Raw genomic sequence first — 23,944 nt, forward strand, 5'->3', positions numbered from 1 at the left:
GGTGCGCCCCGCAAGTGTTTATCCTGTTAATCAACCATGGGTTGACGCCTCCACCCGGAGCCCTGTAACCTTTGGCACCGAAGCGCTCCGACATACATCAAATCAAAACGATGTGACATTTCTCACAGATGCCCCTCTCCTATCCACTCCTTCATGTGAAGCAAACACCTGGTTCAGATAAATTTCGATCATTCTGCCGCATGAACTTACGGGGGCACGCCAACTCATGAATCATCCTTTGACGTCTGGGGATCATTGCCCCCTCTGCAGCAAGAGTGCAGAGCATGAGAGCGGTTTCATAGGACTTTTCGAATGCGGGAACGGGCAGGAATTCGAAGCGCGAATGGAAATTGTAAGCGCCGGTGAAGAAATTCGGGGTGGGCAGACCCCGCGCCGACAGCGCCGCCCCGTCGGTCCCTCCCCGCATTGGTGTGAGCTTCTTTTCGATCCTAAGCCGATCCAGGGCGTTGAACAGCAACTCGGCCGAGCGGCTGTCGTCCTGGAGGTAATCCCCGATATTATGATAGGTCTCGGTCACGCTGTACTGCACCGACCCTGAAGGGTGTTGCGACGCGATCTGTGCCGCAACTTCGCCAATACGCTGTTTCCGTTGTTCGAAGACGGCCTTGTCGAAATCGCGGATCATGACCTTGAGTCGGGCTTCGCTGTCATTCGCAACAAGGTCCCTGAACCAGAAATAACCTTCGCGTTTCTCGGTGCATTCAGGTGTATCGCTGCGGTCGAAGTGGGAAATGAAGTCGAGCGCCATCAGCAGCGGGTTGACCAGCACGCCCTTTGCCGACATCGGGTGGGCACTGACGCCCGTAAAGACGATCTCGCCGGATGCGGCGTTGAAATTCTCGACGACAACTTCGCCAAGCTCGCAGCAGTCGATGGTGTAGGCGAAATCACACTGGAAGCGGTTGAGATCGAGCGCCTTGGCGCCCCTCAGCCCTATTTCCTCATCCGGAACGAAGGCGACGACAATGTCGCCGCGAGCCTGCGACGGCTGAAGCCGGGCAAGCAGCGTCATGATGACCGCGATGGCTGCCTTATTATCCGCGCCAAGGACGCTCGTTCCATCACCGACAATGATGTCCTCGCCCTGCCAGGGAAGAATTTCCGGATGTTCCGCGATCCGCACCCAGATGTCTTTCTCCGGGTTGAGGCACAGATCCAGCCCCTCGAAGCGTTTGATCTGCGGCCGGATGATCGGGGAGAGGCCGACATCGACCGTATCGAGATGCGCGATGAAACCGATACGCGGAGCGCCCGGGCTATTGCCGCGCTTTACACCGGTCACGATCGCGTGCTCGTCGACTACGACGTCACCAACGCCGAGGCCGCGCATCTCCTGCGCCAGTAGCTTGGCGAGTTCAAGCTGTCCCGGAGAAGAGGGCAGATGCGCTGAAGCGGCGTTGCTCTGGCTTTCTATGGCAACGTAGCGGAAAAACCGGGCGACAAGTTCATCGCGAACGCCCATCGTTTCTTCTTCAGTCGAATACATCCAATTCCCTCAACAGCGATGAATGGTAGTGGTGTTTTTCAGAGGCCCTCATCCTGTGGCCGCCTGACGGCTCTCATCCGCCCCTTCCCCCACCCGATCGTGGCAACCTCCCGATCTCCGGAGGCGGCGCGCGGTCGAGCCTGCCTCTTAGAGGCGGAGAACACCGATCCCATTTTCCAGTTCGATTTGCACGCCCAGATTTGCGGACTGCTGCTTGAATCGTTGCAGGATTCTTTCCGCGCTTCCTCCCGTCGCAAGATGTGGAACCAGCCGGCTTTCAAGCAAGCGATCCTTCAAACCGTCCTCCCCGCCGATCACGATGGGATAGAATCTGATGTCGATCAGATCGTTATCCTGCCCGTAAGAGCACAGGCCGACAACGCTCTCCCACACTTCAGGCGCCAACCACGTCGATTTTTCCGACCTGACATTGAAGATGAAATTCCCCAGGCTGTAGAAAATCGGACGACGACGATAGACGAGAACCCGGTCGGTAATCTCGGACACCACCCCCATATCGTGGGTGACCAGGATGATGGAGACGCGAGTCTCATCAACGAGGGTTCGAAGGAGTCTAAGAATCTGCTTCTGCACCGTGGCATCCAGCGCTGAGGTCGGCTCGTCAGCGATGATGATGTCGGGAGATCCCGCCAGCGCGATAGCGATGACCACCCGTTGCCGTTGCCCTCCGGAGAACTGATGCGGATAATTGCCGTATCGACGCTGCGGCTCCGGAATTCCAACGCGGGCCAGGAGCTCGACAGCACGTATGCGAGCCTCGCGTCTCGAGACAGAGCTGTCGATTGCCAGGATCGTTTCCTCCACCTGTGCGCCGATGCTCATCAGAGGATCCAGCGAGGCGGTGTGATCCTGGAAGATGGCGGAGATCCTGCGTCCGCGGATGGCGCCCTCCCCGCCTCCCAAAGCATCGATCGATTTGCCGTCAAACTCGATCGTGCCGGACGTCCGCTGAAACTCAGGCGCAAGCAAGCCAAGGACAGCATTGCCCAAGGTCGATTTCCCGGCCCCCGATTCACCGATGATGCCGAGGATCTCGCCGCGCCCAAGCTCGAAACTGACGTCAGACAGGATCATAACCGGTCCGGATGCGGAGAGATGGCGAAGACCGAGGTTCTTCACCCGAAGCAGAGGCATTTTTCCAGTTACGTCAGTCATACCGAACGGCTCCTTGGATCGAGACGGTGTCGAACACTTTCACCGACGAAGTTGATGCTTGCGATCAGGCCGAAGAGGGCGAGGCCAGGAAAAAGGCTGATCCAGTACTGGCCGGTCAAAAGGTACTGGAATCCGTTTGCGACCGTGGAGCCGAGCGACGGCTTGTCGATCGGTACGCCGAGGCCCAGAAAAGACAGGGTCGCTTCCAGCGCGACCGCATGGCCGACTTCGATCGGTATCAAGGTGACGGCCGGTGCGATGCTGTTCGGAAGAATGTGACGAAAGATAATCCGAGACGTCGGCAACCTCATCAGCCGGGCTGCGTCCATGTAGGACTTGTTCGTCTCGCTGAGCGCCACGCTGCGCGCCAACCGGGCATAGCTTGCCCACTGGGCAATGATCAGCGCCAGAATGATCCGGTCGATTCCGGGCCCGAGCGTGACGATCGCGATCAAGGCGACGAGGATCGTCGGAAGGCTGAGCTGAAGGTCGACCAGCCGCATGATCGCGATGTCGATCCACTTGCCGAAATAGGCAGCGCTGACACCGGCCGTCAGTCCGATGAGGGCGGCGATAGCCGCACTTGTGACAGACACCACCAGGCTGATCCGCAAGCCGTAGAGGATACAACTGACGATATCCCTTCCGAGCCCGTCCGTTCCAAGCAGGTAAAGATAGCCACCGCTGCCCCACGTGCCGGGAGGAGAGGACGCCTCCCATCCGTAGATTTGCAGGGGGTCGTACGGGTTTTGCGGCGCGATCGCCGGCGCGGCAAGGGCAAGCAGGATGTAGGCCATAAGCAGGATTTTGGACGGGGTCAGCATCGGCCATTGAGGACGCCGGTTCAACGCCCGGAGAATATGAGCTTTCATGGCGGTTTACCTTTATGAGGGCAGGCGCACGCGCGGGTCGAGCACGGCGTGGAAGAGGTCGACAAGCGCGTTCAAGGCGACGAAGGCGACCGAGATAAAGGTCAGCGTCGCCATCACCACTGGCCGGTCGAGGAGCTGGATCGAGTCGATCAGCAGCTTGCCGACGCCCGGCCACGAGAAAATCGATTCCACGACCACCGCAAAGGCGAGCATGCCGCCGAATTGCAGGCCGATGATCGTCACGATTGGCACACTGATGTTCGGCAGGGTATGGCGGAGCAGGATCCGTCGCGAGGAAAGCCCTTTGGCACGGCAAAACCTCGTAAAATCCAGACTCTCGACCTCGATCGTGCCCGATCGCGAAAGCCGCGCGATGAGCGCGATGTTCGGTATCGCCAGCGCAAGCACAGGAAGAACCATGTGCCAGAACCCGTCCCCGGTCAGGACGCTCCATTCCTGCCCGAGGAAACTTGCCGTCGCGCCCCTGCCCCCGGATGGAAACCAGCCTGTCAGGATGGCGCCGGTGAGGATCAGCATCATGCTCAGCCAGAATGACGGGACACTCAGTGCGAACACGCTTGATCTTAGGACGCTCCGATCGAGCGGCGTGCCCCTCCTCCGGCCGGCCAAGAGCCCCACTCCTGTTCCGACCGGAGCCGCGATGAGCATCGCGACACATGCGAGCTCGAGCGTCGCGGGAAGCTTGCTCATGACGAGCTTGAGGGCCGGCAGATGGTAGATATACGACGTTCCGAAGTTTCCGTGGACGACGTTGCCAATGAAGAGGAGGTACTGGCGCCAGATAGGCTGATCCAGTCCCAACGCGATCGTTGCGCGTCCGATATCCTCTGGCGTGGCGGTTTCGATATTGACGATGTTGAAGACCGGATTGCCGATGCTGTGGATGCCGATGAAACCGATCAACGACATCGCAAGGAGAAGAAGGAAGGCTTGGCCCAGTCTTCCCAATGCAGCTGAAATCAAGACCATGATCGTTCACTCCGTCACTAGAAGCGTCTGCATCGCGGTCGTCCAGCCGCGGGGATGCATCACATAGGAGCCAACCCGCGGGCCGTAACCGACGATATGATGGAAGTGGTAGAGGGGAATGATCGGCTGGTCGGCCATCACGAAATCCGTCGCGTCGGCAAGCGCCTTGTTCCGCTCCGGCCCTTCCTGGATGCTTTCCGCCTTTGCCAGCATCGCGTCAAAAGCCGCGTTGCGATAGTGACCGAAGTTCAAGGCTCCGGTTCCACGTTCGCGATCAGGCGACGCCAGGAGAGCATGGAGAATGATATCGACCGCCTCGCCGGATGTCCCACCGTACCAGACGGCATAGTCGCCGCTAGCACGCTTGGTGTTGAACACCGAAAACGGAAAGGCGGCGGGCTGGACGCTGACCCCGATACGTGCCCAGCTTTGCGCGATCGCCTGGAGACTCTCGCCGTCGCCGGGATAGCGGCCGGTAGGTCCGGCGAGAACGACATTGAAGCCGTTCGGAAAGCCAGCCTTTGCGAGAAGCGCTTTCGCCTCATCGTAGTTGGGGGCCTCCGGCTTCAGGTTTGCCGAAGTGCCCGGCAGACCGCCCGGGAAAACCTGCGCCGCGGCTGTGCCGTAGCCAGCAAGGATTTTGTCGACGAGAATGCCGCGATCTGTTGCCATCGCAAGCGCCCGCCGCACCAAGGGGTTCTTGAAGGGATTGGGAATCTGCTCGCCCGATTTGCTCGTCACGCCGGGAAGTGTCTCTCTTTCCACGTCGAACTGCAGGAAATTGACACGCGCCGCACTGACGCTCTCGATCCTGGCACCCCGCTGTTTGAGCGAGGCGACGTCGCGTGCCGGAATGGCGTCCGCTATGTCGACATCCCCGGTGGTCAATGCCGCCACGCGCGCCGCAGAGTTCTCGATGATCCGGAACGTCACCGCCGACCAAGCGGGCCTGCGGCCCCAATAGTCGTCATTCCGAGTAAGCTTCAGTACCTCGCCGGAACTCCAGCTCTCGAACTTGTAAGGTCCTGTGCCGTCGGGCGGGCTGCCACCATTGAGTTCCTCGGTGGTCTGGAACCCCTGCCCCGGCCGATGCATGACGAAGATCGAGGAAAACGACAGCGGCAGGTTGGGGACATTGCCGTTCGTATCGATGACGACAGTGAGAGGATCGGGCGCCGAAACTGCTTTGATCTCGCTGACATAGGAGCGAAAGCCGCCGCTTGGCGATTTGACGAAATCCCGGATGCGCTCGATCGTGTAGACGACGTCATCCGCAGTGAAAGGTGAACCGTCATGAAAACGGACATTCTCCCGCAGTTTGAATTCCCATTGCGTGTTGGACGTCGCACGCCAGGAGACGGCAAGGCCGGGCTTCAGGTCGAGACGCTCATCCTGATAGACGAGCCGCTCATAGATATGGGAGAGCAGCGAGGTATTTTCGTTGAGATTGGCGTAATGCGGATCGAGCGTCATCAATTTGTATGACGTCGCGATGCGAAGCTCCTGCGCCTGTGCCGGCCCCGAAGGGGCGCTCCAGAACGCAAGCGAGATCAGCAAGGCCGACAGAAGAAGCGAACAAAATGAATTTCCTTGTTTCATTATCGAGTTCCCATTTTTTTGATTTTTGGCGCAGCCGGCCGCCGCCGCGGAAGGCGTTCCACCACGCATTCATCACTGGAACGAAGTCCTCAGAGATCCGGTATCGCAGACGCCAGTTGACCCAAGCCCAACGCGGACGGAAGGCTGGTGTTGATCGCTCCTACGTCGCTGCGTCGGAATGCGAGAAGGACATTTCCACATCGATCTTCAGCAGATCGGCAATGACGGAGCGGATTTGCGGCCAGGGATACTCATCGCTGATGAGCGAAGGTTGCCACTTGGTGGCGATGGCATGGAGCTTCGCGGTTACGCCGATGATCGATTCCGCCGGCGTATCCCACAAGGTTTCCGCCGCCTCGTCCTCTACGGCTGACGCACGCCGTTCTTCTTCGAGGGCCTCGCTGTATCCGACGTCCTTGTCGGCGGCCTGCCAGGCTTCGGGTGCGTGCAGCGGTGACCCGGCCATCAAAATAAGCCAGGTTTCGAGCCCCTGCTGACGCAGGCATGATTCGATCACATGTTGCCGGGCCGCGCGCCATTCCTGCCAGATCGTGAAGGCGAGATCCTCATTGCAAGCCTCCAGCGGCGCAGTGAGCGACGCGGCAAGCTCCGGATATGTGGGTAAAGACGCTGCTACGAAGGAATGGAAGTCTCTCCGGGTGACCGGAGGCAAAGTTCTGCTATTGTCGGAATCAGTCATGATCCGAGCTCCCGTAAGCTTGGTTGTGGCTAGATCGGGTAGGTGTTCGCGCACCTACTCGATCGTTGAGTTGCAGTTTTTCCTACAAAATGATAGAAGTCAATCAGAAAGTTTGCCTTGAGTAACAACCTTCTCACAGTGGAGCAATGCCGTGGAGCACGAGCTATGTTGGGCTGGAGCCAAGCAGAGCTTGCGAAGGCAGCTAATGTCTCTCGACAAACTATCGCTGATTTTGAACGTGGGGCGCATCTGCCCATAAGCAACAATCTCGCGAGTATCATTGCAGCCTTTCAAGAGGCCGGGATCGAATTCATCCGGGAAAATGGAAGTGGCGTCGGCGTTCGCTTCATGAAGCCGATGTCGTGAGGGTACGGCGGATATGAAACCTATCCTGAGGTAGCAACACCATCAGACTTTGGCTGCGACATCTCAGCAGAACTCAATCTAACATTTCGCCGACATGGTAATTAACGGATTGGCGGTCCGCCGCCGCCTTAATCAGCATGTTTCCTATGCCAATTTGGCAGCACACAAGCCCGGCAATGGGCGCCCAAGGTCGCTTCGGGAATTGGAAGCTGACAGTCGGTATAAAATTATTGACCCACTTTAGTGGGTCGCTTTTTTTCGCGGTATGGCTTTTATCGGCCCATCAAAAGGGTCATTTGTTGGATTCGTTCTGCAAGTGATCCGCAACCCACCGGATCACCCTGTGCTTTTTGAGCGTCGAATTGGCGCCCGTCGGCCTCCCAGCCTCTCAAGGCAAACAGAACCGAGAAGTCTGCCTTGAGCTTGGGCTAGGCGCCGCGGTTATCCCCGGTTGCCGATCCTGATTGAAGCAAGCCCTGCCCAGCTATTTTTGCACCCGGATACTCTCCATCCTGTCGACAACGTGGCCATCCCCATATGAAACGCGAGCAACAAACTTGTCGTTGCCGATATATCCGGGAGCCGATTGATAATAGATCCCAGCCACAGGCAGCTTGAGGGAATTGCATCTGGCAAACTGGCCTTTGGCCTTGGAGATCAATCCCTTTTCATCAGAGATCGTTGTTGTCCCATGCCGCGGCAGTTCGATGACACGCACCGTTGGAACGTGAGATACGGTGCAATCAGGATTTAGATGCCATGACTGCCTAATTTGCTCTCGCTTACCGCTCTTGACGACGTGATCGTGTGGTATTTGCCTCACACCGTCTGCAGAGGTGGTTACGCACCCGGACAAGGATATGGCTGCAATGGCGGAAACAAAACTCAGCAAAAATCGCGTCATCGTTCGCATACTCTTCCGATTAAATTGGGGACATCGAAGCTGAAACAAGGAGGCCCTCCCGCTCAAACGGGAAAGCATCGGTCCGCGGGAGGGGCAATTTATTTGACGACGTTGATATTGGTAGTCACGTCCTGGACAAGTCCATCGCCGTAGGAGGATCGCGTGACGATCCTGTCTTTGCCGACGAATCCCTTGTCGGATGTGTAGTACTCGGCCGTACCACGAACCCTGGTCACATTGCATTTCTTGTAGAACCCACTTGCAGTGGGGAAGACGGCTTCAGAGTTGACCTCAAGCCTGCCGTGTTTCGGCGCCTCGAGCACCCGCACCTTGGGTAAAGACAGCATGCTGCAGTCGGGATTCAAGCTCCAATCGCGGCCGATTCTTGTCCGCTCGCCGCTCACCGCAAGCCCATGGAATTGAATCTGCTTGATACCCTCGGCATTCGTCGTGACACAGCTCGACACCCCGACACCGACGAACAACACGGCCAGTACGGAAAAAGGCAGTTTTGTCATAATCATTCCTCTCAACTAGGGCATTATTCATAAACGATGCATTTCTGATTTTCTGCGATGCCCGTCATGTGCACCCGATTTCCTTGTCCATCCAAGACAATCCCAATGCCTCACCGCTCGTGCATAGCCTGGGATGTCACCTCCGCCAGCGGAGAGAAGAGATATTCCAATATTCGTCTCTTGCCCGTCCTGATTTCGACCGTGGCCGCCATGCCTGGAGAAAGCGGAACATCCTTGCCGTCGACGTTTATGGTGCCGCTATCGAGCTTGATGGTCACCGGAAAGACCAGGTTCTGGACACGCTGCGCATTTGTCGTCGGAATGATGCCTTGCAGTTCCTTGGCGGGATCGGACTCCAGCTGGCTTGCATCCGGCTCGGGTATTGCGTCGGTCGCAACCTCCGTCAAATGTCCGTTGATCACGCCATAGCGCGTGAACGGAAACGCCTCCATCTTGATGACGGCCCGCTGGCCGACAGAGACGAAGCCGATATCGCTGTTTGGAAGATACGCCTCGATCTCCAGCGACGAATTATCCGGAACGACACGCATGAGCTCCGCGCCTTCGTTCACGACTTGCCCGACGGTGGTGATGGCAGAGGCCTGAACGGTGCCATCGATCGGACTGGCAATGGTCATCGATTCCCGTCTCTTGCGGGCTTTCAGAAGCTGCTGCTCCAGTCCGTCGGCTTGCCGCGAGGCATCCCCTGCTTTCTCGACATTGTCGGCTATAAACGCCTCGACGGTCTTTTCTCCATCGCTGGTCGCGACGACAAAAGACGCCTGGGCTTCGGCAAGCTGGCCTATATTCTCCGCAAGGGTCGCCTCTTCCTTGAGGCTCGTTTCGAGGGCATCGATAACACCGGATCGCGAGCCGGCATCCTCATCAACAAGTGAAGAGCGCATCGTCACCCTTTCCTTGAGCGTCGTAACGAGTGCCTTTTGAGCTGCTATCGTCGCACCAAGCCTGTCGATAGTCGCCTGCTGCTGGGCACGCTGGGCGCCAAGATTATTGAGGTTGGCGCTGAGTTGAGAAAGATCGGCGGTGTAAATCGATTGCTCTCGATTGCGAACGCTGGCAGGCGTTCCATCAGCGAACGTCAGTACGGCGTCGGGAATCGGACGCGAGCTATCCCATATTCCCTGCCTCTTCCATTGCGCTACCGCCGCCAGCACAGCTTCTCGCCGAACAATCTCGCCTCGGAAGGCTTGCAGGTTGACGGCAAGACCATCCTCGTCGGCCTTAAGTTCTGTGTCATCCAGCTCGACCAAGACATCACCAGCCTTGACGCGCGAGCCGTTGACGACGGGGACGGCTTTGGTTTTGCCAACTTCGATAGATTGCACGACCTTGACGCGGCCGGCCGGCTGGATCTTACCTTGCGCTGCCGAAACGATGTCAAACGTGCCGAGGTAGCTCCACAGAAGCGTTCCGAACGCCAGCGCGCAAATGAACCAGATGAAGGCTGTACGGATCGGTGACGCGGGCGTCTCGAGAATCTCAAGGGCTGCCGGCAGGAACTCGTTATCGATGCGCTGTCGCTTTGGCGGGGCTGGTTTGCGCGGGAGGTTTTGAGGGCGAACGATCTGGTTCATGGCTGATTGAGACCGTTCTGCAATTGCCATAGATGCGCATAAAGACCGTTGGGACGGGCGAGCAACGTCTCGTGCGTCCCCTCCTCGACAATCCGGCCGTCCTTCATGCCGATGATGCGGTTGCAGTGTCGCACGGTTGCCAGCCGATGGGCGATGACCAGCACCGTCCTTCCCCGGACGATTTCCCGCATATTGTTGAGGATGATCCGTTCGCTTTCGTAATCGAGCGCACTGGTCGCCTCGTCGAGGATCAGCATGGGCGGATTGGTTGCCAAGGCGCGTGCAATGGCAAGGCGCTGTCGCTGTCCACCGGAGAGGTTAGCGCCGCGCTCCTCGATCAGCGTGTCGTAGCCGCGAGGCAGCTTGGAAATAAACTCGTCTGCTCCCGACAATCGAGCCATCTGCATGGCGGCGGCACGCGACATCGAGGGATTGACGAGACAGATGTTCTCGTGGATCGACCGGTTGAACAGCATGTTCTCCTGCAGGACGACGCCGATGTTCGATCGCAACCAGGCGGGATCGACTTGAGCGATATCCTGGCCGTCAACGAACACCTGACCGCTATTCGGAATGTAGAAGCGCTGCACGAGTTTGGTGAGCGTCGACTTGCCGGAACCGGAGGGACCGACGATCCCGATCACTTCCCCCGGTCGCACCGACAGGGAAATGTCCTTCAAGACATCCTGACCATCCTGTGAGTACCGGAAGTTTACCGATTTGAAGGTGATGGCGCCCCTGGGCGTCGGCAGACTGACGGCGACCGCCGGGCGCGGCTCCGGTGGCGCGTTCAGGATGTCGGCAAGACGGGCCACAGAGACCTGCACCTGCTGAAAATCCTGCCACAGTTGCGACAACCGAAGAATCGGTTGCGATACCTGGCCCGCAATCATGTTGAACGCCACCAACGCTCCGACGCTCAACTCGCCATTGATGACGGCTTGCGCGCCGAACAGAAGCAAGGCGGCGGAGACGATCTTGTTGACGTATTGGATCGCGTTCTGGCCCTTGGCGGCCAGCATGGTGGTCGTAAACGACGAGCCGACATAGGCGGCCAGACGCTCTTCCCATTGCGATGCGACGACAGGCTCTACCGCGGCCGCCTTAAGCGTCTGCACGCCCACCACAGTCTCGACCAGCAATTGCTGGCTATAGGCGCCGCGCTCGAACTTCTCGTCGATCTGGACCTTGAGCAGCGGGCGGATCAGAAAGCCGATTGCCAGATAGAACGGAATGGAGGCGACAACGATCCAGGCGAGTTTGGCTGAATAGGAAAACAGCACGAAGATGAAGATGATGGTGAAGATCAGGTCGAGGCCGGAGAACAGTCCCTGGCCTGTCAGGAAGTTGCGGATCGTCTCCAGCTCTCTCACCCTGGCAATCGTCTGGCCGGTCGCGCGGGTCTCGAAGTAGCTCAGAGGCAGGTTCAGCAGATGGCGAAAGAGGCGCCGGCCGAGCTCGACATCGATGCGGTTGGTGGTATGCGACAGCGCGTAGGTCCGCAAATACTGCAGGATGACGTCGAACAGGCCAACGGCCGCAAGACCGATCACCAGCACGATCAGGGTCGAATAGCTTCTGTGTGCCAGCACCTTGTCGACGACCACCTGAAAGAACAGGGGCGTCACCAACGCAAACAGCTGAACGAACAGAGACGCCAGCAGCACGTGACCAAGAGCTCGACGATAGCGCCAGATGGACGGCAGGAACCATTGGAACCCGAAATTCTGCCGCGATGCGCCAGGACCGGCAAATCGGCGTTGAACGAGGATGAAGGATCCGTTTGTTGCATCCAGGACTTCGCGCGCCGACAGACTGCGGGCGGAAAAATCGACGGCATTGATCAGTCGGTAGGTCCCGTCCGGATTGGCACCGCCAAAGACCGCGAAGGTTCCGTCTGACAGAATAGCCACCGCCGGAGCGGGAAGTGTAACAAGACGCGCCTCGCCGGCGATACTGGCGACACGAGCCTTGAGGCCGATGCTCTTGGCGGCACGCAGAATGTCGTCCGGTTCGGCATGCTGTTTGAGAGCAAGTTCTCTCGACAGCGTCTCCGGCTTCGACCCAATACGAAAATAGCCGGCGATGGCGACCAAAGCCGCCAGTCCACTGTCGGCACGCTTTTCCGTATCCGCCGAAACGGGCGGTACCTGTCCGTGATCGGCAATGGTCATGTCGTCTTGTTGGCCGGTAAACATGTGCAGATGTGGCCTGATCCCGCCTAGTTGACTCGAATTTTTACGCTATGATCGCGAACACCATTTCCGTCACGAAGGCCGGTGATCCGAACTGTAAATTGATCATTGCCTGTAAAGCCAGCATCGGGCGTGTAATAGATAATGGCGCCCCCAACCTGCTTGCGATTGCACATATACATTTGCGTATTGTTCAAGAAGTGAGGCGTAACGGTTCCATGCACAATATCGACTTTGCCGTGGCTGCTCGGCTCAATAAGTCCCACATAGGGGTAGGATGAAAACGTGCAATCGGGATGCAGGAACCAGGCTGTCACAGCTTCGGTTCGCTTACCGGCACGGATACTGAGCGTTGTCTCGACTTGTTTTGTGCCTCCCAATGGAGCACTGACACAGCTTGACACCGCCACGCCGATACCAAGGAACAGGCCCAGGGAAATCAATGATTTGGCGTTCATAGGGTTCTCTTTTGAGATCTGAGGCTGCGGGCAGGCCGAAGAAACGACATGCCCTTATCTCCAAGGTCGGTTACGCAGCATGGGATATCGGGGTCGCCGGTAGCGACGCGAGCGTAGCATCCGCTGCGAGATATTTGGCGGTGCCGTCGGTCGTCTGGTAGGTGCTCGTTCCGGTGATCGACGAGCCGTCGGAGAAGGATTGGCTCCCATCCGTCGAGGGCAACAGGTTGATGAGCTTGATGCCCGCTTCCGACATGGTCTCGAGTTCACCGGCATCGGTGATGCCGTTCTGGTTGGCGTCGTTCCAGACACGGAATTCGTTCCAGCGTGCGTCGTTGGCGTCGAGCACATTGTCGTGGTTGGTGTCGAACACTAGCCGCAGACCATCGAGGTCAGAGACCGAACCGCCGTTGGCTGCCACTTGATCCGGCGTAGCCCATTCGGAGAATGCCAGTTCCTCCGATTGATCAATCGCCCCGTCGGGACCTGCCTGACCATCGGTACCGAGATCGATCGCCAGGAAGCCGTCCTGAGGCCCCACCCACGCGGTAGCATCACGGGCACCATCACCGTTCCAATCGAAAGTGACTGATGAGCCGGTCGCCGCAGCCGTCAAATCCAATGGTCGCAGATCGATGTGGCCGTCGCCATTGAGGTCGAGCAGCACCGGCGCGTGACCACCGGGCTCGTGTGCCGTACTTGGCCACTGATCGATCGAACCGCCGTTTTTATCATAACGCTGCCAGCCGGTGTTGTTGCCCGAACTGTTATACTGGTAGTTCGTGTGGCCACCGTCGTCGTTATAAGACACAGCATCGTGGATGACGTTGTTCACGAAGTTCTGAACGAGTGTTGTCCACCCTTGATTATTGTTCACATCGTGATCGGTCCTCGTAAATGTTCCGGCTGTATCGCTGTAAACGTTCTCCTCGATGAGTTGACCAGCCGGCGTATAGTCATTGGCAAGAGAAGACCAAGGCTGTGCGTTCGTCACGTCGTAGGCGTACAAAATCTTGCTGCCATCATCGTAATTGACGTTCTGGTTCGTCATCTGGCCTGCGGTGTTGAAGGACTGGTCGATCTCGGACCAAGTCTGAGCGTTCGTCGGGTCCCAGAACCAGATGCCCTTGGTACTGTCATCATAGTAGGCAACCTGGGAAACCAATTGACCGGCGGCGTTGGAATTCTTCTCAAGCCGACTCCACCCCTGAACGTTCGTGACATCATAATCGGTTTCGGTCTTCGAGCCGTCGTCGTTCTGGACGATCTGCCAGATCATCCGGCCTACAGTATCGTAGTTCTGGGTGATCTGAGACCAGGATTGGGCATTGGTCGGGTCCCAGAACCAGTTAGCCTTGTGGCCATCATGGAACTGCGCCGCCTGCGAGACAAGCTGGCCGCTAGCATTGAAGCTCTTGTCGAGCTGGCTCCAATCGGTGGCGTTGGTGACATCGAAATCGCGTGTGGCTGTTTTCTGCCCGGCGGCATTGTAGAAATCGATATGCTGCTGGTCACCGGTTGGCGTGTAGAACGTGATCTCCGTTCGCGTGCCATCGTCATTGAATTGCTTTTCCAGCGTCTTCTTGCCAGAGGCATCATAGGACTGCTCAACCCGTGTCCAGGCATTGGCATTGAGCGGATCGTAAAGGACAACGGTCGTCAGGATGCCTGCCTTGTTGGCATTGGCGACACTGAGCGTTTTGCTGCTAGCAGCGTCATAGGTCGTGGTGACGGAGGTCCCGTCACTGGCGATCGCGACCTGCGACGTCTTTCGTCCCTGCCCGTCGCTGGTGACCCGCAACGTCAGGCTGCCCATGGCCGAGACCGTATCGACAACCGTCTTCGTGACGGCGCTGCTAGCGTTGAGGTCAACCTTCGTCAGCGTGACCGAGCCGTCCGCATGCGTGACGGAAGTCTCCGTGTGATCGATGACACCATCATTGTTCGAGTCTTTGCTCAGCACCGTGATCAGACCATCCGAACTGGTGGTGATCGTACCCTTGGCAATGACACCACCGCTGGCATTCGTCTCCGTGACAGCTGTTACGGTCGAACCATCGACCTGAAGCTGCGACTGCATGACCACTTCAAACGTGCCGTTACCGTCATAGTCGTATTTGACCGTCTTGGTATGGCCGTCGGCGGAACTGTCGGTCTCGACCTTGGCAGCGATCGCCTGCCTCCAATAGACCTTGCCAGCGAGCAGATAAGTCGCTTTCTGTGCCGTGGCGTTGTTCGTCACAATCGACACCGTTGCGCCGGTCGTATCCGCCGTCAGCGTTTCCACCTGATCGACCGTGCCGTCGCCATCGACATCCTTGGAGGTGGTACGCACCATACCATCAGACGATTGCTGGATCGTGGTCTTCGTCGCCAGTTTGCTGGTGGTCAGATCCGTGTCGGAGATGACGCTCGTCCGGCTGCCGTCGGCGTTGTTGGTATCGACCTCGACGCGGTGGCGATCGAGCGTCCCATTGCCGTCGAGATCCCAATCCGTGGTGGTCTGCAGGCCGTTGGCTGTCGTCGTGGTAGTCGAGCTGTCCGCCTTGACGCCGGCGGCCTTGTAGTCGGTGACAGTCAGCGTCACGACGCCGGAATCCGCTGTTACCGACTGCTGGTGCTGGTCGACAACGCCATCGCCATTGGCATCGCGGTCGATCGTCACCGTCTGCTTGTCGGCGCTGGTCAGCGTGATCGTCTTGTCTATCAACTTGCCGGAAGCGTCCATCGTGGCGACAGTCTCACGCTTCGCTCCGTCGGCAAGAACTTCGATCGTATCGCTGACGGTCTGGGTGGCGAGCCCCTTGCGTTGTTCGCTTGTCGAGACGATCTCCCCATCGGCGTTCGTCGTGGCTACGAAGGTAGAGATCACCGTACCGTCCGCCTTGGTGCTGGAGACGGTTCGTGTCTTGGTGCCATCGGCATTGATCACGGTCACATCGGTCGAGGTCTCACCGTAGGTGCCGGAACCTGTCAGATCCGACTGGGTGGTGATCGAGAGACCATTGGCGCTGGTCGTGGTGAGGTACCGGCTGGTGAGCGTTGTCCCCATCAGATAACTGACGGTCTCCGTACGCGAACCGTCCGCATTCAAAACCGTTACATCGGTACGGCTTTTGGTGAAGGTGCCGGAACCGGTCTGATCCCACTTCGTGGTGACCGTGAGGCCGTCGGCAGAGGTATCCGTCTGTGTCACAGCACTCAGCACCAGCGTGCCGCTACTATTGGCGACGGAGGTTCGCTCCACAGTCGTCTTGCTGCCGTTGGCATTGAGAGTGGTGACGTCTGCAATGCTTTTGTTGGTCACCCCGTTGCCGTCGGTATCATAGTTCACCGTTCTGGTGAGGCCATCGGCGCTGGTGATGGTCGTCGTTACATGCGTCGTCGCACCTGTCGACGACAGATCCGATAGGGTTTGCGTGACGCTGCCATCGGCGTTCTTGGTCGTAACAGACTTCTGATCCAGCACGCCGTTGCCGTCGATATCGAAGGTCACAGTGGTGGTTTTTTTATCCGCGCTTGTCGTTGTCGTCGTCGTGTTCGCAACGAGCCCCGTATTGGTCACGACCTCGGTCGTCGAACCATCCGCATTGAGCGTCATGACGTCCCTGGTCCTCCTAACCTCGGAGAGAACGACGTCTGGATTGTTAAGTGCCCAGGTCTGAGCACCGCTCGCTGTATGTGCTAGCCCTTCCGGTGAATCAGCGGCCTGCTGAGCCAGCGCGGCGCGAGTGGTCCCGGCCGCTATCGCGCTCACCCATCCTTCAGCCGCACCTGCTTCCGGTGCTCGTCCAAGTGCATTCTGATACATCAGATTGGCGAACTGAAGGTCAGTGAGCGTGCCGTATTTCTGCGCGAATTCGGGAGAGCCAAGCAGAGTGGCGGCAATCTGAACTGCCGTTGTGCCGGAATTGAATTGCGTCGTAAACGTGGCAAATCCTGTGGCGTCGGGATCGCGGCCCAAAATCGCACGATAGAGGCGATAGATCTCATTGCGGGCAGTCGCACCGACCAGATCGTTGGAAACGACCGTCGTCTTCGCCAGTCCATTCCCGGATGTCGTCACACTTGTCTGTTCAATCGGTGCCGTGTTGCTCAATCGGGTGACAGCTTCCTTGCGGTCGCCATTGGCCAAGAGCGTCGTGGCATCTGAAACGACCTGTTCATAAACTCCATCGCCATTGAGATCCGAACTTGTGGTCGTCGATAGGCCGTTGGCAGACGTCACCGTGACGGCGCGGTTGCTCAGCGTCGTCGTACCGGCTTTGTAGATCGCCACAGTCTTCGTCGTCTGGCCTGTCGCATCGATGGCCGTTGTGGCCTTGATATCGAGTATACCATCACCATCGATATCAACCTGGCTGGTAACGGTCTTGCCATCGGCGGTCGCGGTGTTCGACGTCTTCGACAGCAATGCACCGGCGCTGGTGGTCACCGTGTCGACCTCGGACGTCGAACCATCGGCATTGAGCGTCTTGGTCGATGTCGCGACCCGGTCGCGTGTGGTGTTGCCGTCGTAATTATATTCCGTCTTGGTGACGAGGCCGGTGGCAACCGTGGTGACCTTGGTCTGATCGATCGCGGTTGTCCCCGCGTAATCGGTCGTGGTGACCAAGGTCGAGCCATCGCTGTTAAGCGTCGTGACCTTTGTCGTCTTGGTATCGAAGACGCCGTCGCCGTTGACATCCTTCTGGACCGTCGTCGACAGACCATTGCCGGAGGTCGCCGTCGTCACCTTGTCGAGCAGGACACCGGTATTGCTCTTGTCGGTCACCGTCTCAGTGCGGCTGCCATCGGCGTTGATGACCGTCTGATCGACGGTGGTCACGTCGTTGACGCCATCACCATTGACATCGCTGGCCGTGGTCGTGGTCAGGCCGTCGGCGCTGACCGTCGCAACCGTCTTCGTATGCAGCACGCCATCGGCACTTGTTGCGGTCGTCGTGGTGGTCTGAATGCCACTGGCAGCAACGACCTGCACGCCTGTGCTATCTGTGTGCCCATCCCCATTGCTGTCGGTGCTGACTGTAGTGGTCTTGCGGTCGGCACTGACGAGCGTAACGGTCTGGCTTTCCAGCGTGCCATTGCTGCTCTTCGTGGCGACGGTTTCCTGACGCGTACCCGTGGAGCCAAGCACAATGACGTCGGAAACAGTCTGATCGAACGTACCGTCGCCATTGACATCCGTCTGCACGGTCTGCGTCAGGCTGTCGGCCGATGTTGTCGCCACCGTCTTACTGATGACCGCACCGCTTGCGCTCTTCGTCGTCACTGTCTCGACGCGCGCACCACTCGTGCCTGCCGTGATCACATCCGTGGTGACGGTGTCATAGATGCCATCACCATTGGCGTCGGTGCTGACGGTCTTCGACAAGCCATCAGCGCCCGTCGTCGTCAACACCTTTCCGATCAGCGTTCCGTTGGGATTGAGAGCGCTGTCGGTCTCGGTGATCGTCCCGTCAGTCGCCACCGTAATGGTCGTCAGCGTATCCGCCGCGCCATCGCCATTGGCGTCAACCGAGATGTTTTTCGTCTTGCCATCGGCGCTGGTCGTCGTGACGCTCTTCGACAACAGCACGCCGCTGGCGCTCGTCCGCTGCACCGTTTCCGTGCGCGAACCATCGGATGCGACCGTCGTGACATCGGATTGAACGCGATCGGTGACGCCGTCCCCGGTCAGATCTGTCGATACCGTGGTCGACAAACCGCTTGCCGCGGCGACGGTCGTGACCTTTCCGCGCGCCGAATTATCGCCGTTGGTCGTCGTGACCACGGTGGTCACATCGCCGTTGGTCGCAATCGTGGTTAGCGTCTGGTCGCGCTTGTCCACCGTGCCGTTGCCATCGAGATCGCTGGTGACTGTCCTGGTGTGGCGGTCGGCGCTGGTAGCGGTCGTAATGTTCGACAGAAGCGTACCGTTGGCGCTGCTATCCTTCACTGTCCTCGTACGCGAACCATCGCCGGCAACAACGGTGACGTCGGAAACGACATCATCATAGGTGCCGTCGCCATTGACATCGGTGCTGGTCGTCTTCGTCAAACCGTCGGCACCCGCCTGCACCAGCAGCTGCCTCAGCACGGCGCCGGATGCGCTCAGTGTCTTCGTCGTGGTGGCCGTCGAACCATCGGCATTCGTCATAAAGATCTGGCTCTGGTCCACCTTACCATCGCCGTCCTGATCGACGGTCGTCGTGATAGTAAGATGATCGGCGCTCGTCACCGTCGTCGTGCTGTTGAGAAGCGAGCCATCGGCATTAAAGTTCGAGACGACACGGCTGCCGACGCCCGTCGAGTCAACCGTCGTCACATCGGTCTGCGAGCGGTCGTAGGTGCCATTGCCGTCATCATCAAACTTTGTCGTGACGCTGTTGCCGTCGGCGCTGGTGGTCACCAGATCCTGGAAGGCCAGGCTGCCGTCGGCATTATAGGCCTGGATGGTGTTCGTCTTCGATTGATCGGCATTGGTGACGACCGTCGACTTGACGATATAGCCGTCGGAATCGCTGGCAAGAACCGCGTCGCCGACCGCCCCGGTGGTGCCATCAGACTTGGTATAGGTCGTGGTCCCGGTGATTGCCGAACCGTCGCTAAACGTCTGGCCGCTGCCCTTCGGCGTCAGGTCGATCGAGGTGATCCCGAGCGAGGCCAGCGACACGAGCTGGCCGTTGACGCTGACCTTGAACTTCGACCACTGCGCATCGCCGGCATCGAGCTGGCCGTTGCCATTGGTGTCGAAGACTTGCCTGATCGCCTCGAGGTCGCCCGACGCGGTCGGATCCCATTGCGTGAAGGCGAATTCTTTCGAGCTGCTGATCTTGCCATCGCCGTCGGCGTCGAACACCAGGACGCCAGTACCGTTGCCGGCCCAGGCCGTACGGTGTTGGTAGCCATCGCCGTTGACATTCACAAACTGGGATGAGCTGGAAAGTGTATTGACGTTAAGGCCATTGCCAGAAACGTCGAGGAGAACGGGTTCGCCAGGTTCACCGGTATTATCTGCGTCGGAACTAGGGGCTGAGAAATACCCATCATATGTACTCCAATCGGGAGGTGTCTCCTTATTAAGATCATAGTCTTTACCATCTATGATGTCAGTATAAATACGACCTCCGCTCTGCGACGAGCCGTTGCCGGTTGGCGAACCACCGTTCACGCCCCGGTTATAGCTCTTTCCGCCAGAACGTGTACTACCACTACTCGAACGCGAGCCATTTGCTCCAGACTGCCCGCCACCGCTGTCGGACGAACCGCCGCCAATTGCATCGCCCCCAGCGTCAGGGTCGTCATCATAATGACCGCCCCCGTTAGTGCCGCCGCCACTAGTGCCACCAATTGACTGCGAGCCGCCGTAACCTGTTCTTCCAAATGCACCAGGAGTAAGGTCATCCGGGGTCAAAATTCTGCCGGGCACAGGAGGTGAAGTGATGGTGGGGACAAAAGGCGTGCCCGTCACACCATTAGCGGCAACCGGTGTTGGCGCGACGACCGATACTGGAGATTGAACCGCAGCCGCGAGCGGCGTTCCGGGAAACCAGCTATGAACTAAACTACTAATACCATAGCCGACTGCGAATGACGCAGCTCCGACTACCACTGGCCCCGCAAGTAGCGATCCCGCGACGGTTCCTGCGACAAAGCCCGCGACAACCTCGCCTACTACGTAGCCGGCGCCCGCACTCGCCAAAAAAGACCCTGAAGCTAAGGCAAAGCTGGCTTTATCGCCATATCCAACGGCCTTGAAAGATCGAATGTCAAAATACATCCCGACGACCCCGATAGCTGTCGCGGATCTTCCCATAACTGTTGAATACGAGATGAGTTCTGTCTCAAGACTGGGTATATATTCAGCAAGCTTGTCAAAATGCTTTCCCAAACCAGTTAAGGCTGAAGAGATACCGGACGAAAAATTACCCACACTCCCTAATGTATCTGGATCATTAAAGCCATGAGAAGGACTAGAACTATCGTCCGAATCTACAGATGCTCTGGTTGATATGGGATCTGCCATGTCATTTGCCCCCAAGGCTCATTGGTCTTTTTCATTACGATGTCGAGAAAAGAGTGATAGGACGCTTAATCCGTTAAGCTCGCCGATACCGATGCCAACGACAAGACATCCTAGCGCAATGGTTACCCATTCAGTGTCGAATATCGCGACAAGAATAAAGCAGATCGCATAAAATATTGCGAAATAAAAAAAACGCTTTATCTTCTCAACTCTCGACAAACGACGACGAATTTTGTCTTTCTGCGGTTCAGGCAAGCAATTTCTCCGCCCTTTACTTTGATCTCAGCAAAATACAATTGCTCCGACATTGACACGAAACTCGCGATCCCTCTTGATCGACCACGCCGCATTTGCGCGAAGATATCCATTTCCAGCAGACCTAGCCGCTCTAGCCTTCTTGTTATCTTGCGATTCCCACATATAATCGCCACGAATTGCAGCCAAAGCTGCACCAGGACACTATGATGCGATCGCAACGCGCGCCTTAACTCTACGTATACGCGTATTTAGCACATTGGCAATAATGGAATTTAAATTGATGAGCGATTTAAGCAAAAACGGCACAAGTGTATCCGAAATACGCTCAGATCATCCTGAAGGCGAAGCAGGCCTTGCCGCACAATGCATCGCAGCCCTCCTAACCCGACATGGCATTCCAAAATATCGCTTTGCGGTCACCGTTTCCGAAATCCTCGGACTTTCCTATTCTTCCGCAAATCGCCGTCTGACGGCGAATGCCTCGTGGTCGCTCGAAGAATTGAAGCGTGTCGCGGAGCATTTTAACGAAACGCTGGAAGAGCTCATAACGCTCAATAGTGCGGATGCACTGCTGGATGCCTCCATTGTCATTGACAACCATATCGTGCCCTGCCGGATCCGGCTGGGAGATGTCGTCGGGCAGGTGCCTCCGGGAACACTGGTTGCCGCCGAGATCGATGGTGCGTGGCGCGTGATGCCAACTGACGCCAGATCGATCATACCGGCACACGCCGTCACCCGTCTGTTGATCGAACCGACTGTCTCTCGCCGTCGGGTCGCGATTCTCGACGACCACGCCGATACCGCGGAAACCATCGTGCATTACATGGAAATGGCGGGCCTCGATGCGGTCGCCTTTAACGATCCGCAAGCCTTGCAGGACCATGCCGATTTCGATGCCTATGTGCTCGACTGGATCATCGAACGAGACGCACGCCGCCAGACCGCGCTGGAGCTGGTCGAGACCATTCGCGCGCGCAATGCCCTTTGCCCGATCGTTATCCTGACCGGGCAGATCAGGACGGGCAATGTCGACGAAGAGAATATCGCCGCGGCTTTGGCGCGGCACAATTTGAAATTCTTCACCAAACCGGCGAGCATGCCGATCCTCCTCGCCGCTTTGAACTCGAGCTTCAAAACTGCATGATCGTCAGCAATTGCTGTCGGCGTATCGGCTTGTTCAAGACCGCATCAAAGAGAGACAGATCGTGCTTGGAACCATGATGTGCGGCTGACATTGCGACAAGCTTGGTCTTATGGCGCAAATCCGTCTTGCGGATTTGCGCCGCCAGCGCCGATCCGGTCATGATCGGCATGTCGAGATCAATGAAGATGACCGAATAGATGTGTGCGGCCAGAAAATTCAGCGCCGTCATGCCGGAAGGAGCCATGTCGACCACAAATCCAAGCTCTTCAAGCACACTCGAAAGGCCTTTCAAAAGGTCAGGATGATCGTCAACGACGAGCACGCGCTTGTGAGCATCGGACGTCTCGTATGACCGCTCCGCCGCGGGGACCGCGGGTATTGCAAGCTCGAATATGCTCCCACCTTCTGACGGGCTGCTGATTGCCATGCGCGCACCAAGCTGTCGCAACAAAGTCTGGACAACCGACAAGCCAATGCCGCGCCCGCTGCCAAGACTGAACAGCCCCTTACCGATGCTGTTCTCGATGATCTGTGGCGGCAATCCAGGCCCGGTATCCGTCACGCGCAACGCCAATTCGCCCGCCGCCTCATCGAATGCTGCGAGATCGACCTGAACATAACCGGTGGGCGTATATTTGACCGCATTTGAAACGAGGTTATGCAGCAACTGCGCAATGCGCTCGCTATCCGCGACCACGAAAACGGCCTCATCGGGGCCTGTTTGCCGCAGTTCCAGATGCTTGGCCTTCGCCGCGGCCTGATAATTTTCCACCACCTCCCGAACGAGTTCCCCCGCCTCGAACACGCCTGGTTGCAGCTCGATATATCCGGTTTGAGCACGAGCCAGCGTCAGCATGTCGCGAAGCTGGACGGCCAGGCTGTTGGCCGCCCGGCGGATGCGCGCGGTCAACTCGCTTCGGGTGTTTACGTCTTGAGGTCGCTCCAGAATATCCAACGCCGAGACGATGACCTGAAGCGGGGTTCTGAGTTCGTGGCTGACCATTGCCAGGAAATCAATCTTGTCTGCGACAGCCGCTTCCGCAGCCGCCAAGGCGCGCGTCTTCGCCATGATCGCCCACCAGTAAAATATCGAAATGATAACAAAGGACAGAATTGCGCAAACCAATAACCCCGCAATCACGAGAATGATTGTGTGCCCTGCCTGGATGGTCTCGAAAGACCTTTCTTTCAGTTCGCTATCCTGGTCCCAGGCCGCTTTGGATACTCTGTTCAAAGTATCGGATATATCTTCCAGCTTCGGCAACAACGCCTTAGCATCCGCCGATGATAGGCCGGGCTTAATCGCAGGCAGGACATCTGCCGCGAATTCAGCCAGGGCGGCTCCATCCTCGGAAAAGCCGGGAAGCTTCCTATATCCGTCGTTCAGATCGGAAGGCCGCACTATGATATCGATGCCGGATATAAGGACATCGATGTCAAATGAGAGCCCATCCGGTTCAGCGGCAGATCCATCGGCAATCGTCTTCAAATCCAGCCTTACGGTTTCAAGCTCCCTCAGGGCCTGAGCGGTCGGCTTGTAGAAATATAACGGGTTCCTGGCGCTGGCGGAATCCCACAGCACGTATTCTGCTCTTATGGCGCTCCAATTATACGCCACGACGCCAATACATGTGGTTGCAATCGCTGCGGG

13 protein-coding genes and 2 pseudogenes are annotated in these 23,944 nt (G+C 57.7%); 2 read left to right on the forward strand and 13 right to left on the reverse strand.

Annotated elements, in window-relative coordinates; translation table 11 throughout:
- Positions 1-265 precede the first annotated feature (265 nt).
- From pepT to AB6803_RS26180, 6 genes and pseudogenes are all read right to left on the reverse strand, one after another.
- A pseudogene (gene pepT / locus AB6803_RS26155) lies at positions 266-1,483 on the reverse strand (peptidase T); the annotation flags it as partial.
- A 492-nt stretch (positions 1,484-1,975) separates the two neighbouring features.
- Positions 1,976-2,683, reverse strand: a pseudogene (locus tag AB6803_RS26160) (ABC transporter ATP-binding protein); the annotation flags it as partial.
- The gene (locus AB6803_RS26165; protein ID WP_371111632.1) at positions 2,680-3,555 is read right to left on the reverse strand and encodes an ABC transporter permease; all 876 of its coding nucleotides are present in this window, start codon (positions 3,553-3,555) and stop codon (positions 2,680-2,682) included. The gene AB6803_RS26165 and the pseudogene AB6803_RS26160, both read right to left, overlap by 4 nt.
- Before the next feature lie 12 nt (positions 3,556-3,567).
- Positions 3,568-4,545 (reverse strand): ABC transporter permease, encoded by a 978-nt coding sequence (locus AB6803_RS26170; RefSeq protein ID WP_371111633.1) that lies wholly within the window; start codon positions 4,543-4,545, stop codon positions 3,568-3,570.
- 6 nt (positions 4,546-4,551) lie between these two features.
- On the reverse strand, positions 4,552-6,144 hold the full coding sequence (locus tag AB6803_RS26175) for an ABC transporter substrate-binding protein (protein WP_371111634.1): 1,593 nt from the start codon (positions 6,142-6,144) through the stop codon (positions 4,552-4,554).
- A gap of 160 nt (positions 6,145-6,304) precedes the next feature.
- Positions 6,305-6,844: a hypothetical protein gene (locus AB6803_RS26180; RefSeq protein WP_371111635.1), complete on the reverse strand. Its 540-nt coding sequence runs from the start codon at positions 6,842-6,844 to the stop codon at positions 6,305-6,307.
- Between the two features lie 138 nt (positions 6,845-6,982).
- On the opposite strand from AB6803_RS26180, the gene AB6803_RS26185 reads away from it, so the two are divergent.
- Positions 6,983-7,210 (forward strand): helix-turn-helix transcriptional regulator, encoded by a 228-nt coding sequence (locus AB6803_RS26185; RefSeq protein WP_371111785.1) that lies wholly within the window; start codon positions 6,983-6,985, stop codon positions 7,208-7,210.
- Between the two features lie 1,002 nt (positions 7,211-8,212).
- Here the strand turns inward: AB6803_RS26185 and AB6803_RS26190 are convergent.
- From AB6803_RS26190 to AB6803_RS26215, 6 genes are all read right to left on the reverse strand, one after another.
- Positions 8,213-8,632: a hypothetical protein gene (locus tag AB6803_RS26190; protein WP_371111636.1), complete on the reverse strand. Its 420-nt coding sequence runs from the start codon at positions 8,630-8,632 to the stop codon at positions 8,213-8,215.
- A 110-nt stretch (positions 8,633-8,742) separates the two neighbouring features.
- Positions 8,743-10,227, reverse strand: coding sequence for an HlyD family type I secretion periplasmic adaptor subunit (locus AB6803_RS26195; RefSeq protein ID WP_371111637.1), 1,485 nt, complete (start codon positions 10,225-10,227; stop codon positions 8,743-8,745).
- A complete protein-coding gene (locus AB6803_RS26200; RefSeq protein ID WP_371111638.1) occupies positions 10,224-12,401 on the reverse strand; it encodes a type I secretion system permease/ATPase in 2,178 nt (725 codons plus the stop codon). The genes AB6803_RS26195 and AB6803_RS26200 overlap by 4 nt, the downstream gene beginning before the upstream one ends.
- A gap of 47 nt (positions 12,402-12,448) precedes the next feature.
- The gene (locus AB6803_RS26205; protein WP_371111639.1) at positions 12,449-12,880 is read right to left on the reverse strand and encodes an Ig-like domain-containing protein; all 432 of its coding nucleotides are present in this window, start codon (positions 12,878-12,880) and stop codon (positions 12,449-12,451) included.
- Between the two features lie 70 nt (positions 12,881-12,950).
- Positions 12,951-19,787 (reverse strand): DUF4214 domain-containing protein, encoded by a 6,837-nt coding sequence (locus AB6803_RS26210; protein WP_371111640.1) that lies wholly within the window; start codon positions 19,785-19,787, stop codon positions 12,951-12,953.
- A 1,119-nt stretch (positions 19,788-20,906) separates the two neighbouring features.
- Positions 20,907-21,143, reverse strand: coding sequence for a hypothetical protein (locus AB6803_RS26215; protein ID WP_371111641.1), 237 nt, complete (start codon positions 21,141-21,143; stop codon positions 20,907-20,909).
- A 283-nt stretch (positions 21,144-21,426) separates the two neighbouring features.
- Here AB6803_RS26215 and AB6803_RS26220 point away from each other — a divergent pair, with 283 nt between their 5' ends.
- A complete protein-coding gene (locus AB6803_RS26220) occupies positions 21,427-22,293 on the forward strand; it encodes a helix-turn-helix domain-containing protein (protein ID WP_371111642.1) in 867 nt (288 codons plus the stop codon).
- Here the strand turns inward: AB6803_RS26220 and AB6803_RS26225 are convergent.
- Positions 22,280-23,875, reverse strand: a complete 1,596-nt coding sequence (locus AB6803_RS26225; protein ID WP_371111643.1) for an ATP-binding protein — start codon at positions 23,873-23,875, stop codon at positions 22,280-22,282. The two genes, AB6803_RS26220 and AB6803_RS26225, sit on opposite strands and share 14 nt — an antisense overlap.
- Positions 23,876-23,944: the final 69 nt, after the last annotated feature.

Source organism: Rhizobium sp. RCC_161_2, assembly GCF_041355235.1.
GTDB lineage: Bacteria > Pseudomonadota > Alphaproteobacteria > Rhizobiales > Rhizobiaceae > Rhizobium.